The 13,643-nt window shown below is 45.5% G+C and carries 18 protein-coding genes; 7 read left to right on the forward strand and 11 right to left on the reverse strand.

Annotation, left to right across the window (positions count from 1 at the left end):
- Positions 1 to 89: 89 nt before the first annotated feature.
- From VC159_RS09360 to VC159_RS09405, 10 genes are all read right to left on the reverse strand, one after another.
- Positions 90 to 689, reverse strand: a complete 600-nt coding sequence (locus VC159_RS09360) for an outer membrane beta-barrel protein (protein WP_323473399.1) — start codon at positions 687 to 689, stop codon at positions 90 to 92.
- Positions 690 to 863: 174 nt separating this feature from the next.
- Positions 864 to 1,091, reverse strand: a complete 228-nt coding sequence (locus tag VC159_RS09365) for a hypothetical protein (protein WP_323473400.1) — start codon at positions 1,089 to 1,091, stop codon at positions 864 to 866.
- On the reverse strand, positions 1,088 to 2,026 hold the full coding sequence (locus VC159_RS09370; RefSeq protein WP_323473401.1) for a hypothetical protein: 939 nt from the start codon (positions 2,024 to 2,026) through the stop codon (positions 1,088 to 1,090). Before VC159_RS09370 ends, VC159_RS09365 begins: the two co-directional genes overlap by 4 nt.
- 4 nt (positions 2,027 to 2,030) lie before the next feature.
- Positions 2,031 to 2,783: a GTP cyclohydrolase I gene (folE, locus tag VC159_RS09375; RefSeq protein ID WP_323473402.1), complete on the reverse strand. Its 753-nt coding sequence runs from the start codon at positions 2,781 to 2,783 to the stop codon at positions 2,031 to 2,033.
- A 50-nt stretch (positions 2,784 to 2,833) separates the two neighbouring features.
- A complete protein-coding gene (locus tag VC159_RS09380; protein WP_216264140.1) occupies positions 2,834 to 3,205 on the reverse strand; it encodes an MAPEG family protein in 372 nt (123 codons plus the stop codon).
- A 44-nt stretch (positions 3,206 to 3,249) separates the two neighbouring features.
- Positions 3,250 to 3,882 (reverse strand): glycerol-3-phosphate 1-O-acyltransferase PlsY, encoded by a 633-nt coding sequence (plsY, locus tag VC159_RS09385; RefSeq protein ID WP_323473403.1) that lies wholly within the window; start codon positions 3,880 to 3,882, stop codon positions 3,250 to 3,252.
- A 101-nt stretch (positions 3,883 to 3,983) separates the two neighbouring features.
- Positions 3,984 to 5,102, reverse strand: a complete 1,119-nt coding sequence (locus VC159_RS09390) for a Fic family protein (RefSeq protein WP_323473404.1) — start codon at positions 5,100 to 5,102, stop codon at positions 3,984 to 3,986.
- A gap of 92 nt (positions 5,103 to 5,194) precedes the next feature.
- On the reverse strand, positions 5,195 to 6,118 hold the full coding sequence (gene xerD, locus VC159_RS09395; protein WP_323473405.1) for a site-specific tyrosine recombinase XerD: 924 nt from the start codon (positions 6,116 to 6,118) through the stop codon (positions 5,195 to 5,197).
- Between the two features lie 55 nt (positions 6,119 to 6,173).
- Complete coding sequence (locus VC159_RS09400; protein ID WP_323473406.1) at positions 6,174 to 6,356, reverse strand: CopG family antitoxin; 183 nt, start codon at positions 6,354 to 6,356, stop codon at positions 6,174 to 6,176.
- Between the two features lie 18 nt (positions 6,357 to 6,374).
- Positions 6,375 to 6,860: a YajQ family cyclic di-GMP-binding protein gene (locus VC159_RS09405; RefSeq protein ID WP_072583283.1), complete on the reverse strand. Its 486-nt coding sequence runs from the start codon at positions 6,858 to 6,860 to the stop codon at positions 6,375 to 6,377.
- Between the two features lie 126 nt (positions 6,861 to 6,986).
- On the opposite strand from VC159_RS09405, the gene murB reads away from it, so the two are divergent.
- Positions 6,987 to 8,024 carry a UDP-N-acetylmuramate dehydrogenase gene (gene murB / locus VC159_RS09410; RefSeq protein WP_323473407.1) on the forward strand — a complete coding sequence of 346 codons (1,038 nt, stop codon included), beginning with the start codon at positions 6,987 to 6,989 and terminating at the stop codon, positions 8,022 to 8,024.
- A gap of 24 nt (positions 8,025 to 8,048) precedes the next feature.
- On the opposite strand, the gene xseA is transcribed toward murB, so the two are convergent.
- Positions 8,049 to 9,263 (reverse strand): exodeoxyribonuclease VII large subunit, encoded by a 1,215-nt coding sequence (gene xseA / locus VC159_RS09415; protein ID WP_323473408.1) that lies wholly within the window; start codon positions 9,261 to 9,263, stop codon positions 8,049 to 8,051.
- A gap of 313 nt (positions 9,264 to 9,576) precedes the next feature.
- On the opposite strand from xseA, the gene VC159_RS09420 reads away from it, so the two are divergent.
- The 6 genes from VC159_RS09420 (at position 9,577) to adk (ending at position 13,643) form a co-directional block, all read left to right on the forward strand.
- Positions 9,577 to 10,236 carry a MotA/TolQ/ExbB proton channel family protein gene (locus VC159_RS09420; protein WP_323473409.1) on the forward strand — a complete coding sequence of 220 codons (660 nt, stop codon included), beginning with the start codon at positions 9,577 to 9,579 and terminating at the stop codon, positions 10,234 to 10,236.
- Positions 10,233 to 10,709: a biopolymer transporter ExbD gene (locus tag VC159_RS09425; RefSeq protein ID WP_323473410.1), complete on the forward strand. Its 477-nt coding sequence runs from the start codon at positions 10,233 to 10,235 to the stop codon at positions 10,707 to 10,709. Before VC159_RS09420 ends, VC159_RS09425 begins: the two co-directional genes overlap by 4 nt.
- Before the next feature lie 26 nt (positions 10,710 to 10,735).
- A complete protein-coding gene (lpxK, locus tag VC159_RS09430; RefSeq protein WP_323473411.1) occupies positions 10,736 to 11,827 on the forward strand; it encodes a tetraacyldisaccharide 4'-kinase in 1,092 nt (363 codons plus the stop codon).
- Between the two features lie 60 nt (positions 11,828 to 11,887).
- Positions 11,888 to 12,067, forward strand: a complete 180-nt coding sequence (locus tag VC159_RS09435; protein ID WP_323473412.1) for a Trm112 family protein — start codon at positions 11,888 to 11,890, stop codon at positions 12,065 to 12,067.
- A 21-nt stretch (positions 12,068 to 12,088) separates the two neighbouring features.
- A complete protein-coding gene (gene kdsB, locus VC159_RS09440) occupies positions 12,089 to 12,853 on the forward strand; it encodes a 3-deoxy-manno-octulosonate cytidylyltransferase (RefSeq protein WP_323473413.1) in 765 nt (254 codons plus the stop codon).
- Between the two features lie 124 nt (positions 12,854 to 12,977).
- A complete protein-coding gene (adk, locus tag VC159_RS09445; RefSeq protein WP_323473414.1) occupies positions 12,978 to 13,643 on the forward strand; it encodes an adenylate kinase in 666 nt (221 codons plus the stop codon).

Consider the following 13,643-nt stretch of genomic DNA (forward strand, 5'->3'; position numbering starts at 1 on the left):
CGTAATTGAAAGCCGAAATAAGCGCCTCAAAAAGAAAAAAGCCACTCCGAAGAGTGGCTTTCCATGAGAACTAATTTAAGGAAACTAAATTAGAACTTGTAGCCAACACCGATAGTGCCCAAAGTCTCACTTGGAGTGAACTTCAAAGTCTTGTCAGTAATACCTGAGTAAGTAATTTGTTGAGCTTCAGCTTGAACATAGATGTTCTTTGTAAGCAATACTTGAACACCAGCACCAGCACCAAAACCATTGAATGTATGGGAAGCTGAGTAACCGCTAGCATTGGCTTTACCAGTCATGCTGTTGTAACCCAAAATTGCATAGATCATAGTTGTGTTGTTGAATACATAACCAGGCTTGAAGTTCAAGCTGTAGTGGTTAGAACCTTTGAAGTTCAAGTTATCAACAGTACCTAGCTTAGTTTCAGCCAAGTCATAAGTAGCTGTCAAGCCCAAAGCGATTTCTTTGTTTAAGCCGTATGTGTAACCGAGTTCAACAGTTGGAACAATAGATTGTTGACCAACGTTTGCAGAAAAGTTATTACCTGGAGTGGAGTCATTGAGGGTTGTGCTTGAACCAGCTGAGCTCACTTTAACGCCAGCAGAGAAACCTTCGAATGCGTTTGCTTGTGCAAATGCGCCAGTAGCAGCTACTGACAACAAAGATGCAACTAATAATTTTTTAGACATGTTTAATCCTCTTTATATATAAATTACCCCTTAAGGCAGAGCAGAATATATAGAAAATAGAAGGATTTGTGCACATTAGTAGTGCGTAAACAACACATTTATCTGAAATTAATTCAAAAAATGGCTAAATAGCCAAGGAAAATGGCCTGATTAAGCTAAAACCTCAATAAAAGGCTATTTCCAGCCCTTAAGATTCATGCAATTAATCCATTGACGAATATGGACGCCCGAACCGGATTCCGGGTAATCCTCTTGGCAGTCTTTAAGGTCCTTGTTATAGCTCGCCTTATTGTTCTTAGCGGGATCCTGGTTTACAGAAGGAAAGCTGGAGCAAGAGATCAGCGTTCCCAGTATTGAAATAATCAAGAAGGTTTGTGTTGTCCTGAATAATGCTTTTGTCATCTACCGCCCTTGCTAGATAACTTCATATAGACACCATGATCTCCGCAGGCGCGATTAAAGGCCACAGCTGCTAAAGAGTCTTTTGCGCCTAATGTGCTGCCGGACTTTTCACCGCCCACCTGAGGGGTAATTGAATACGAATTACCCTGACAATTGGCTGTGAACAGATAGTCTGCCTGCTTAGGAAAGTCTTTGTTTAATAAGTAAGAGCTCAACCTCAATTGGCGAATGTCTTTCTTAGCATCAACGATAGTGACTTCATTGTTAATAACTTCATAAAAAAGCGGTGACCTTGTATCGACCGATTCAACGACCACATCTTCCATAAGAGGTGCCATCTGCTTATTGAGCTTCTCATCAAATATCTCTACAGGGGCTTTCTTTGCAGTGGGGGCTGGCAATGAACTATCTTGGTACAAAAAATAATTGATGTTTTGATCATCAATAAATTTTCTGCCACATACTCGGGAGCGCATATAAGCCATTGCCGTTCTTGGGGCGATCTTGACCCAGCCAGAACCATTTGCCGGCTTGGTATCGCCCACCAAAGGGGTTTTAGAAATCATGTTCTGGGTATAGAGAGTTTCTGACCACTGGTAATTAGCGAAACAATCTATCTTTTGGCGATAAGGGCCAACGATAGTAGCGTTATAGGGAGCTAAAGTATTTTTCTCTCGCGGAGAAAAGAATGCATCAAAAGTAACAATACCCTCTTCATCCTCACTTAAGGTGTAGGGGTCATAAAACCAGATTTTGGATTGCGATTCCACCAAAAGAATCCAAGTGCGATCTGCAAAATCTTTTTGATTCAGCGCCGGAATGTAAAAGAACGGCGACTCCACCTCTTCATTCATGGCCGTTTGATAATCCTGTCGCTGAGGGCCAACTGTGCAACCAACCAGCGAGACGATTAACAGAATGAGGAGTTTTTTCATTGGCCTATTTTCGGTCAATCAGGGCCAAGAACTCACGACGCAAATTAGAGTCTTTCAAGAAAGCACCGCGCATGACGCTGTTGATCATCTTGGAGTCGCGATCTTTAACCCCACGCCATTGCATACAGAAGTGATCAGCATCCATCACAACAGCAACGCCAATCGGTTTAATCTTTTTCTCGAGCATGTCGGCCAGCTCTACAACTGCCTCTTCCTGGATCTGGGGGCGACACATTACCCACTCAGTCAAGCGCGAGTATTTAGAAAGCCCAATCAAAGCAGAGTCTTTACTAGGTAATACTCCAATCCAAATGCGACCCATGATGGGGCATAAGTGGTGCGAACAGGCGCTCCGGACCGTAATAGGCCCAATAATCATGAGCTCATTTAAACGGCTCACATTAGGGAATTTTGTTAAGGTTGGCTGATCTACATAGCGGCCACTAAAGACCTCTTGGACATACATCTTTGCTACACGACGACTAGTATTTTGAGTGTTGTGATCATTTTCAGTATCGATCACGAGACTTTCTAGAACAGCCTGCATCTTCTCAGCAACTTCATCCACCAAACCCTCCAACTCACCTGGCTTAATAAATGCAGAGATATTGTCATTCGCATGAAAGCGCGCTTTTTGAGCCTCAATACGACGACGAATCACCACTGATAGTGGAGTGCCCACATCCTCTTTGCTGCTTACTTTTTTCGTCACAGCTTTACTAGCCACTTTTTTGGATGGTGTTTTTTTAATGGGCATATAAATTTTTGTCTCGAATATTTTCAGAATCAGTTCTGTATTTTTTGTAATTAAATCTGGAAGAACAAGGCTACTACGCAAATCATGCCAAATAGCCAAACTGTGGAGCGGGTAGTAGGCCAATCAGCGATATAGCAAGCTAGGTAAGCAATACGCGCAATCACAAAGCCGATTGCCAGGAGATCAATTCTGTCCTGTGGGGCATGAGCAATCGATGCAATGATGACGGCGGCAAAGAAAAAAGGGAGCGACTCAAATATATTGGCTTGAGCGGCATTAGCGCGCGCCCTAAAGCCAGTTTGTTTAGCAAGCCACTGTCTTGGCATACCGTTGTCATAGCCTTCAAAGCCTTTTTTGGCGATACCGGCAGCAACATAGGGAAGTAGCCCCATAAAGAGAATGCACGCATAAGCAATAGTCATGATGGCCTTATTAAAGTGAAGTTATTTGCGAGAAGTAGGAGTGCTTATTTTGGACTTTTCTTACTACCAATGCGGCTCTCAGTGCCATTGAGCAAATTTTGTATATTGCTACGATGACGCCAAATAAGTAATAGGCAAACGATCAGTAATGCAATGCCCATCGGCTGAAAGCCGAATAAGAAAACAAAATAGATTGGACCAAATATCGCAGCAGCTAAAGCTGCTAGAGATGAGTAACGCATGAACGCAGCGACAATAATCCAAGTACTCAGTGTGGCTAATCCCAAGATCCAGTTAATACCAAACAAAATACCGCAAGCGGTTGCCACACCTTTGCCACCCTTAAAGCCGTGGAATATCGGGAAGAGATGACCCAAGAACACCGCGATGACTACACCGCATAAGAGCCAGGAGCTCATGGTGGAGGTGAGGGATTCATCTCCAAGTAAAACTCGAGCCAGCATGACTGCGAAATAACCTTTTAGGGCATCGCCAATTAATGTCAGGACTGCGGCCAATTTATTACCCGTGCGCAGTACATTTGTTGCGCCGGGATTGCCCGAACCATAAGAGTGGGGGTCTGGTAAGCGCATACATTTACTAACAACCACCGCAAATGAGATGGAGCCAATGAGGTAGGCAATCGGAATAATGAAAAGATCTAAGGTAAGTTCCATACCGCTATCTTAAACACTTATTAAATAGCTCAGTAAGCAGTCCCGATAGAAGACTTTAAGGCATCTTCAATGCAAATGGCTGCAAATACCAATGCCTACGATTACGGGCGATGTAGCTCATAACTGGTGCTACGTCCTCTAGAATCGGATTTCACTAGAGCGCCACGCTCTAATAAATCGGTGATGTCTCGCAATGCAGTATCCGGAGAGCATTTAGCAATCAGAGCCCATTTACTAGTCGTAAGCTTCCCGTCAAAACCATCGAGCAATTTATTGAGCAATTTGATTTGCCTGTCATTCATTGGTGTTCCAGCCCAGCGTTGCCAGAAATTGGTTTTAAATAGGGTTGTAGATAAGGCTGCTTCAGCAACTTGAATAGCCAATAGCAAACTGCGCAAAAACCAACTAAGCCAATGTGTTACATCCAGCGTTCCCTTTTGGGTTTTCTCAAGAAGGTCGTAGTAATTTTTACGGTCACGTCCAATTTGAGCGGATAAGCTATAAAACCGCTGAGCCGAGCCGTCAGCTCGGGCCAAAGCCATATCGCCAATTGCCCTTGCAATTCGACCATTACCATCATCAAACGGGTGTATGGTCACAAACCAGAGGTGCGCTAGCCCCGCCTTAATGATTGGATCATCTTGCTGATCCACATTGAACCATAGCAAAAACTCTGCCATTTCTGGCATCAATAGTCTGGCTGGCGGCGCTTCGAAGTGAACCTTTTGGCGACTGATAGGACCAGAGATAACCTGCATAGGGCCGAGAGCATCGTCACGCCAAGCGCCAACCAGTATTTCAGATAACCCACTATGCCCCGTTGGAAAGAGGGCGGTATGCCAAGCAAAAAGACGTTCCTGCGTTAAATTTTTTTGATGTTGGTGCGTAGCATCGAGCACCATATCTACCACGCCATCGACATAACGATCTGCTGGCGCTAAGGCCCCAATATCGATACCGAGTCTTCTCGCAATGGATGAGCGAACCGAGTTTGGATCGAGCTTTTCACCCTCGATCTCACTTGTTTTTACGACATCCTCAGTAAGCACGCGCAAGGACTCTTGATCTAGCAAGTCAATACCGATGTCGTGTAGTCGGCCCAGCAGACGTCCCTGAGCTTGGTACACCTGAGTCAACAAACCAGTGAGTTGTCTGAGGTCATATTTCCAATGGGGCCATTGGGGATCTTGCCAAATGTAGTTATTAACTCCGCTATTCATGCGGTGATTATAGGCTGCAATCGCCGCAATGTCCATTATTCCCCGCAATTTTTGCGGATTAAATGAAGCTAATCACCGCATTACTCAGATTATTAAGCGCCCCGAGGATGATGCTGTTGATGGATAGATTTAAGCCTCTCCCTTGCCACATGGGTATAGATTTGGGTGGTAGATATGTCCGCATGACCCAAAAGGAGCTGAACCACCCTTAAATCAGCTCCGTGATTGAGTAAATGGGTAGCAAAGGCATGGCGCAAGGTGTGGGGTGACAGCGCCACTGGAATATTAGCCACAGTTGCGTAGCGCTTAATCAAAGCCCAGAATGCCTGACGGGTTAAGCCTGTTCCAGTATGGCGACCCACAAAAACTGCATCAGTCGTTTTACCTTCCAACAAAGGAGTGCGGGCTTCTGATAAATAGCGTCGTAACCACTGCCCTGCTTCACCGCCAAAGGGCACTAAGCGCTCTTTGCCGCCCTTGCCATTGACTACGCGCACTACGCCCTCGTTCAAACCAAGGGCAACAGTCTTTAAAGAAACGATTTCTGAAACACGCAAGCCACTGGCATACATCAACTCCAGCATGGTGCGATCACGCAGACCTAATGGCGTTTCAATATCGGGAGCATTAAGTAAAGCAGTGACTTGATCTTCGCTTAACGTCTTCGGAAAACGGAGCGCTTGTTTAGCAGCACGTAATCCAATACAAGGATCGCTCTTGACCAAATTAATGCGGAGTGCATGACGATAGAAGCGCTTGAAAACCGTTAAGCGCCGATTAGCAGTAGTAGCTTTATCAGCACGTCGATGCGCAATATAGGCTGTGAGATCTTTTTCTGTCACTCCGTACAGATCAGCTCCAGAGTCTTTATAGAGCCACTGGGCCAATAACAATAAGTCTCTGCGGTATGCGGACAGACTATTTTGAGCTAGACCGTCTTCTAGCCAGCAAGCATCGCAGAAGCGCTCAATGGCTTCTTGGCTCGTAGAGGAGATTTGGGCTGGACTATTTTTCATAAAACTTTAGATTTAACTAAGCTATTAATCGCTCAACCATAGTTAAATCAAAGCTCTACATTAAATTTTTAATTGCCCCATCTGGAGACTTCATAGTCGCCGAATGGGGTCTTAAATTTGGCATTGATGCAGTAGCTGCCTTATTTAAATCAAAATAGTCAGAAGCATCATTAATTTCCCAAAACCTTCTTTCATCAAGCTCCGATTGAAATATAGGAATTGGCTTGAGTATCTTCATTGCGCTCAAAGCCCTTTATTAATCGCGGAAATTATTAAAGCCTAATGGCGCTTCGGTAACTTCTTTTTTGAGCAGAGCCATAGTTTCTTGCAAGTCATCACGCTTAGCGCCAGTGACACGTACTGCATCACCCTGAATACTGGCTTGTACTTTGAGCTTGCTGTCTTTGATGATGCGGACTACCTTTTTAGCCAGGTCTGAAGTAATACCCTTTTGGATCTTCATAGTCTGCTTGCGCTTATCGCTGCCAATAGTTTCTGTTTTGTCATCTTTGAGATAACGCACGTCCACATTGCGCTTAGCCATTTTGCTAATCAACACATCACGCACTTGGCCTAATTTAAAGTCGTCATCGCCAAACAAGATTAAAGTTTCATCCTTTTGCTCTACACGGCTATCGGAGCCCTTAAAGTCAAAACGATTGGTAATTTCTTTATTAGATTGCTCGACAGCATTTTTGAGTTCAATCATGTCCGGCTCACAAACTACGTCAAATGTTGGCATTTTTACTCCCTATATTTTTTGGCAAATATTCAAGCAATCTTCATATTTTCTAGATATTTTGGAGACTTTTACAAGTTTTGCACCTAAAAAATATTCGCTAGATTCTTTTACGAATAAGATTGTGGCATGAACCGTGCTCAAAATGCGCCCCAAGCAGCAAAATCAATACCCAATTTGGGCTTGAAGCAGCGCAATACCTTTGGCTTTGACGCCAATGCAGAGCTAGCCTACGAAATTACCGCGCCCGAGCAAATTCCGGAAGTCATCTCCGATATTGCCGAGCAAAAACTAGCATGGCGTGTTTTGGGTGGAGGCAGCAATGTCATTCTTCCCAACAAGCTACCGGGAGCGACCCTCCTAATGAATATTGCCGGACAAGAAATTATTGCCAGCGATGCGAATACCACTCTCTTAGCAGTGGGTGGTGGTGTGAATTGGCATGAACTTGTTGCTTGGACCCTAGAGAATGATTTACCCGGTTTAGAAAACTTAGCACTCATCCCTGGAACCGTTGGAGCAGCACCAATTCAAAACATTGGGGCTTACGGTGTTGAGATCGGCGATTACATCGATCGTATCGAAGCCTTTGATACGAAAGATCATGCCTTTGTCACCCTCGCAAAAGAGGCCTGCCACTTTGCTTATCGCGATAGCTACTTCAAGCAAAATCCCCAGCGCTTTATTGTGACAAAGGTTGTTTTTAGTATTCCTAAAAATTGGCAGGCTCGTATTCATTACGCAGATCTAGCAAAACAATTTGCTGAAAACTCCAATCCCACTGCAGAAGAAATTTTCTTAGCGGTTTGTAAGATCCGCACACATAAATTGCCTGACCCAAAAGTGATTGGCAATGCCGGCAGCTTCTTTCAGAATCCCATTGTTCCGAATGAACAATATGAAACCCTGCTCAAAACTCATGCTGACCTAGTCTCATATCCCGACGCACCAGGCAAACGCAAGCTAGCGGCTGGATGGCTCATTGATCAATGTGGCTTTAAGGGACAGCGTATGGGCTCAGTCGGCGTTTATGAAAACCAAGCGCTGGTGCTGGTCAATCATGGTGGTGGCACGGCTCAAGATATCCTAGGCCTAGCAAAGTGTATTCGCGATAAAGTGCACGATAAATTTGGTGTTAGCTTGCAGATAGAGCCCAATATCCTCTAGCCCTCTGGGCAAGTGAAATATCTCCTATTTCACAATAGCTACTTTAGCTAACTCCACAGTCACACTTCCTTCAGCAACCTGTATTTCATACTCTTGATCGGTGACCAGTTCATTTGGTTTGCGCACCGCACACAACGCTTCTTTGTTTTTACTCAGTATCACTGCATAACCACGCTCTAACGTGCGCTGGGGATTGAGCATCTCTAACTGAGATTGGTAGTGCGATTGATTGCGCTTCCAATTTTCCATGCGCACAGACCAGGCCTGGTTCAGACGTTGCTGCCACCCTTGAATTTGCTCCCTCATCCGATCTGGATTAGGCAAGGCATGACTCAAGCGCAGTGCTAATTGATCTAGCGTTTGCGCCTCACGCTCTACTCGTTGGTTAATGCGCTGGAGTAGCGCTTGCATGATGGCATCAAGCTCTTGCAGCATTTGATCTCGGCGTGGCGCTGCTAGCTCTGCCGCGCCAGTTGGTGTTGGTGCGCGCAAGTCTGCAACAAAATCCGCAATCGTGAAATCGGTTTCATGTCCAACACCACTCACTACTGGAATTGATGAATCTGCAATCGCATAAGCCAGTTGTTCATCATTAAAAGCCCAGAGATCTTCAATACTGCCTCCACCGCGTACTAACAAAATGACATCTACTGCTTTTTCTTTTTCGGCAGCTTTGAGTGCGGCAATAATGCCGGCCGGTGCATCTGGGCCTTGAACTAATGTTGGGTAAATCACAATCGGAATATGCGGCGCTCTTCTCGCTAAAGTACTCAGTACATCTTTGAGCGCAGCTGCTTGCGGTGAGGTGATGATGCCGATTGATCGTGGATGCGTTGGGATCTCGCGCTTGCGCTCATCATCAAACAAACCTTCTTTTGCGAGCTTGGCTTTCAGCTTTAAGAAGGCTTCGTAGAGACCTCCCATGCCAGCACGACGCAAAGTCTGAATCGTGAGCTGAATATCCCCACGAGGAACATACATTCCTAAGCTAGCACTAACTTCAACCAAATCCCCAGATTGCGGCATAAACCCAACCTGGCCGTTGCGACCACGGAACATGACGCAGCGAATCTGGCCTTCTGCGTCTTTTAATGAGAAATACCAATGCCCGCTGTCATAAGCCTTGAAGTTAGAAATCTCCCCGCTCACCCAGACCGTATCGAAACGGTCCTCTAAAGAAGCAGCAATAGCGCGGTTTAGATCGCCAACACTCAGAATTTCCCTTGATATTTCCGACATTTTTTCTCTTTAATCTCACAGCCATCTGGCTTAGGCGCCAATAAATATCCACAGATACAGATTCACTCTAGGTTTAATGCGTATAAGTAAGTAATTACTGACCCAAAACGTCTCATAAATCCAACATCTAAAATACAAGCCATTGATTTATATAGGAATTAATCGGCCCAATAAATTTCATTTGAACCAATATAAAACCACGCTGACCATGTATCAAGGGCTTACAGACCAAACTCAAAAAAGTTTTGCACAGAGTTATCCACAGGCTAGCTTTCCGAAAGAGGCTTTTTAATTCAGCTAAAGTACTGAGCTTATGTACTCCATCTTACTATCCGCTGGCTGGCCTATTTGGCCCCTCCTCATCATTTCCATATTGGGCTTAGCAATCGCATTAGAGCGTTGCTGGTACCTGCGTCAAACGCACATATTCCCCAAAAATAGCCTAGAAAGCGTTTTTTCTCTTGCAAATCAGTTGGTTGGAAGCAAATCCAGCGTTTCTGAGCAGCAGATTACGGAATTGGCCAACCTTTCTCCTGCAAGCCCTTTATTGGCCTGCGCACTGAAAGAAAAATTATCTGGCAGTAATGCTGATGCTGCGCTGGAGGAGTTGCAAGTGACCGCACAGAGCACTTGGCTTAAGTTGGACCGCTACTTAGGCGCACTTGCCACGATCGCCACAGTCGCTCCGCTATTGGGTTTATTTGGCACTGTCGTGGGCATGATTGAAATCTTTGGCAGTCAGGGCGCTATTAATGGCGCTGCTGGCAGTCCACAACAATTAGCCCACGGTATTTCAGTCGCTTTGTACAACACGGCATTTGGACTCTTGATTGCTATTCCTGCTCTTGCAGCTTGGCGTGGTTTGCGCGCAATGGCCAATCAACGTCAACGTGAATGTGAAGAATTTACTCGTCAACTGTTTAAGAAGCTCTATCCAAACGTTTCAAACGACGCTGCTGACATTTCAAAATGAGTTGGCTAGAAACACACCCACGAGCCAAGAGAAGATTTTCTCTTGGGGGTAGTGCTACACCTGTAGAGCCAGAAATCAATCTCATTCCTTTTATTGATGTGTTGTTGGTGGTCTTAATCTTTTTGATGATCTCCACAACCTTCACGCGCTATCAAGAATTGGCCATCACTTTACCCACCGCTAATGGCAATGAGAGCCAGGCAGAGGTCAAGCAAATTCATATTGCCGTCAGTCGCGATGGCCGCTTCGCAGTGAATGGCAAAGTGGTGGATCGGTCACAACTCAGCAATACATTAACTCAGCTAAATGGACAAAGCAGTCAAAAGGAGGGTGCCAGCTCTCTGCAGGTCAATATTGATGCCGATGCCAAAGCGCCTCACCAAGCTGTGATGAGCGCACTGGAAGCGGCACGTGATGCCAATCTCTCAAATATTGTATTTAGCAGCCAAGTTAACAGCCAAGCTAAAAAATAACTTCAGAACCAAGAAAAATATTCTTCATGTCCTTTTCTTTTTTCCGTAAAGCCCCCAAGTTTTGGGAAAGACGTGGCCCCACGAGCTTATTGCTATGGCCACTCTCCTGGCTTTATGGCTTGGTGATACGCATACGTAAGTTAATTCTGGATACGGGCTTAGTAAAGCAACAGCCTGCTCCAGTACCAGTCATTATTGTTGGCAATATTCGTGTAGGCGGAACTGGCAAGACGCCTATCGTGATCGCTCTAGCAGAACGCCTTAGTCACCTTGGATGGAGGCCTGGAATTATTAGTCGAGGCTATGGATCTTCTTCGCAAATAACACCCCTACAAGTACGCAGCGATTCTGATCCGACCCTAGTTGGTGACGAGCCTGTATTGATTGCAAAACGCACACACGATCAATTTCCGATTTGGGTTTTTCCAAAGCGTCAAAAAAGTATTGGGGCTTTACTCAAGCATTCACCCAATGTAAACGTCATCATTAGTGATGATGGCTTGCAACACACTGGCTTAGCACGCTGGCCCGCTCGTGAAGGTGGTCGCGATATCGAACTCGTGGTTCGTGATGGACGTGGTGAAGGCAATCGCTTTTTACTTCCTGCCGGCCCATTGCGTGAACCCGCCACACGTGAACGCGATGCCACGCTCTTTACTGGGAAAGCCAAGGGTATTGAATCTAAGCTTGGTCCTCAAGACGAATACTTTTTAGGGCGTCGCGCATTCTCGCTCTTGGGTAATTTGGGAAATGCGTATCAATTGATTAATTCTAAAAATACGCAGACGCTTGCTCAAATTGCAGATAGCTATCTACCAAACAAAATTACGGCTGTTGCCGCCTTGGGTAATCCACAACGCTTTTTTGATGATCTCCTCAAACAAGGAATTGCCGCTAAATCGATTCCTTTGCCTGATCATGCGACCCATACCCCTGAGTTCTTTGAGAAAATTAACGCGCAATGCATTCTCATTACTGAAAAGGATGCTGTGAAATGCGCCGCGATTACAGATGAGCGTATTTGGGTGGTGCCAATGACTCTCACTCTCCCAGACAGCTTGGCTGACTGGCTGCAATCCATTCTGCAAAGACCCAATCCTTATCGCTATACCTTGTAGGTTTGGCGTACATAGCACTACACTGTCTCTTCACTTATATAGATCACCATTAAAGAAATCATGGATAAACGACTGCTCGATATTTTGGTTTGCCCCTTATGCAAAAGCCCATTGCATTTAAATGCCGAGAAACATGAGCTTATTTGCAAGGCCGATCGCCTGGCTTACCCCATTCGGAATGATGTGCCAGTAATGCTGGTTGAAGAAGCGCGCAGCATGAGTGCTGATGAGCTTGCTTGATACATTGAGTACGCCACTTTAATGAATCATTCTTCCAAAGCTCCAGATTTTTTAGTAGTAATCCCAGCAAGACTTGGATCCACCCGTTTACCGAGAAAACCTCTAGCGGACATTGGTGGCAAACCAATGGTGATTCGCGTGGCTGAACGCGCTAAGCAATCACTTGCACAAAGCGTTGTAGTGGCAACCGATTCACCCGAGATACAAGCTGCTTGCGATGAGCATCGTATTGAGTGTTTACTCACTAGCGCAGACCATCCAACAGGAACTGATCGCATTGCAGAAGTAGCACAGCTGCTTAAGTTACCCAGTCATGCTTTGATTGTGAATGTGCAAGGCGATGAGCCACTCATTCCACCAGAATTAATTAATCGAGTTGCCAGCACTTTGGCTGAACATAAAGAGTGCGCTATCTCTACAATTGCTGTACCGATTACCGATGCTGCAGAAATCAACAACCCGAATGTTGTGAAAGTTGTTCTCAATCGCTCCGGTGAAGCGCTCTACTTTTCCAGAGCGCCGATTCCCTTTGAGAGAGACCCTCAAGCCAATCAAAAAATAGCGCATCTACGCCACTTGGGCATCTATGCCTACCGAGCCGACTTTTTACAGGCCTACACTCGTCTAGAACCAGCACCTCCAGAGCATGCTGAAGCCCTAGAGCAGCTGCGCGCCCTCTGGAATGGTTATCGCATAGCCGTCCATACCGCCTCAGAAGCTCCTCCTGCTGGGGTCGACACCCCAGAAGACCTCGAAAGAGTGCGCCAGTTACTGGCTGGTTCCTAGACTAACCTCAGACCAAAAGCTAAAACCTCAGTAGTTTTAAGCTTCTCGGGGATAATCCTAGGCAATAGGCTTCTAAGATCCCGACAAAATACGGGACAATGTCAGCTCTTCTAAGGGGAAAACAATGCGGTTGATTCTGCTCGGTGCACCAGGTGCTGGAAAAGGCACACAAGCTCAGTTTATTTGCGAAAAATTTGCAATTCCACAAATTTCCACTGGCGATATGTTGCGCGCTGCTGTGAAAGCAGGGACTGAACTTGGTATTGCAGCCAAAAAAATTATGGATGCAGGCGGCCTCGTTTCCGATGACATCATCATCGGCCTCGTTAAAGATCGCTTAACTCAACCTGATTGCAGCAAAGGCTATTTGTTTGATGGTTTTCCAAGAACCATTCCTCAAGCACAAGCCATGAAAGATGCTGGCGTTCCGATTGATTACGTTTTAGAAATCGATGTGCCATTTGATGCCATCATCGATCGCATGGGTGGACGTCGTGTTCACCCTGCTTCTGGCCGTACTTATCACATCAAATACAACCCACCCAAGGTTGCAGGTAAAGATGATGTGACTGGCGATGATCTTATTCAGCGTGACGACGACAAAGAAGCAACTGTTCGCAAACGTTTGCAGGTATATGACGATCAGACTCGTCCATTGGTGGAGTACTACTCCTCTTGGGCTGCGCAAGGTAATCCAGCAGACAAGGTAAAGGCACCGGCTTATCGCAAGGTAAGCGGCACTGGTAGTGTTGAAGACATTACTGCTTCGATTTTTGCCTGTCTGAAATAA

The organism is Polynucleobacter sp. JS-JIR-II-c23 (assembly GCF_035011225.1).
Lineage (GTDB): Bacteria > Pseudomonadota > Gammaproteobacteria > Burkholderiales > Burkholderiaceae > Polynucleobacter.

What these genes read in the sequence shown, in the direction of transcription:
- VC159_RS09360 (WP_323473399.1), bottom strand. Translation starts at nt 689, where the DNA reads ATGTCTAAAAAATTATTAGTTGCATCTTTGTTGTCAGTAGCTGCTACT.
- VC159_RS09365 (WP_323473400.1), bottom strand. Translation starts at nt 1,091, where the DNA reads ATGACAAAAGCATTATTCAGGACAACACAAACCTTCTTGATTATTTCA.
- VC159_RS09370 (WP_323473401.1), bottom strand. Translation starts at nt 2,026, where the DNA reads ATGAAAAAACTCCTCATTCTGTTAATCGTCTCGCTGGTTGGTTGCACA.
- folE (WP_323473402.1), bottom strand. Translation starts at nt 2,783, where the DNA reads ATGCCCATTAAAAAAACACCATCCAAAAAAGTGGCTAGTAAAGCTGTG.
- VC159_RS09380 (WP_216264140.1), bottom strand. Translation starts at nt 3,205, where the DNA reads ATGACTATTGCTTATGCGTGCATTCTCTTTATGGGGCTACTTCCCTAT.
- plsY (WP_323473403.1), bottom strand. Translation starts at nt 3,882, where the DNA reads ATGGAACTTACCTTAGATCTTTTCATTATTCCGATTGCCTACCTCATT.
- VC159_RS09390 (WP_323473404.1), bottom strand. Translation starts at nt 5,102, where the DNA reads ATGAATAGCGGAGTTAATAACTACATTTGGCAAGATCCCCAATGGCCC.
- xerD (WP_323473405.1), bottom strand. Translation starts at nt 6,118, where the DNA reads ATGAAAAATAGTCCAGCCCAAATCTCCTCTACGAGCCAAGAAGCCATT.
- VC159_RS09400 (WP_323473406.1), bottom strand. Translation starts at nt 6,356, where the DNA reads ATGAAGATACTCAAGCCAATTCCTATATTTCAATCGGAGCTTGATGAA.
- VC159_RS09405 (WP_072583283.1), bottom strand. Translation starts at nt 6,860, where the DNA reads ATGCCAACATTTGACGTAGTTTGTGAGCCGGACATGATTGAACTCAAA.
- murB (WP_323473407.1), top strand. Translation starts at nt 6,987, where the DNA reads ATGAACCGTGCTCAAAATGCGCCCCAAGCAGCAAAATCAATACCCAAT.
- xseA (WP_323473408.1), bottom strand. Translation starts at nt 9,263, where the DNA reads ATGTCGGAAATATCAAGGGAAATTCTGAGTGTTGGCGATCTAAACCGC.
- VC159_RS09420 (WP_323473409.1), top strand. Translation starts at nt 9,577, where the DNA reads ATGTACTCCATCTTACTATCCGCTGGCTGGCCTATTTGGCCCCTCCTC.
- VC159_RS09425 (WP_323473410.1), top strand. Translation starts at nt 10,233, where the DNA reads ATGAGTTGGCTAGAAACACACCCACGAGCCAAGAGAAGATTTTCTCTT.
- lpxK (WP_323473411.1), top strand. Translation starts at nt 10,736, where the DNA reads ATGTCCTTTTCTTTTTTCCGTAAAGCCCCCAAGTTTTGGGAAAGACGT.
- VC159_RS09435 (WP_323473412.1), top strand. Translation starts at nt 11,888, where the DNA reads ATGGATAAACGACTGCTCGATATTTTGGTTTGCCCCTTATGCAAAAGC.
- kdsB (WP_323473413.1), top strand. Translation starts at nt 12,089, where the DNA reads ATGAATCATTCTTCCAAAGCTCCAGATTTTTTAGTAGTAATCCCAGCA.
- adk (WP_323473414.1), top strand. Translation starts at nt 12,978, where the DNA reads ATGCGGTTGATTCTGCTCGGTGCACCAGGTGCTGGAAAAGGCACACAA.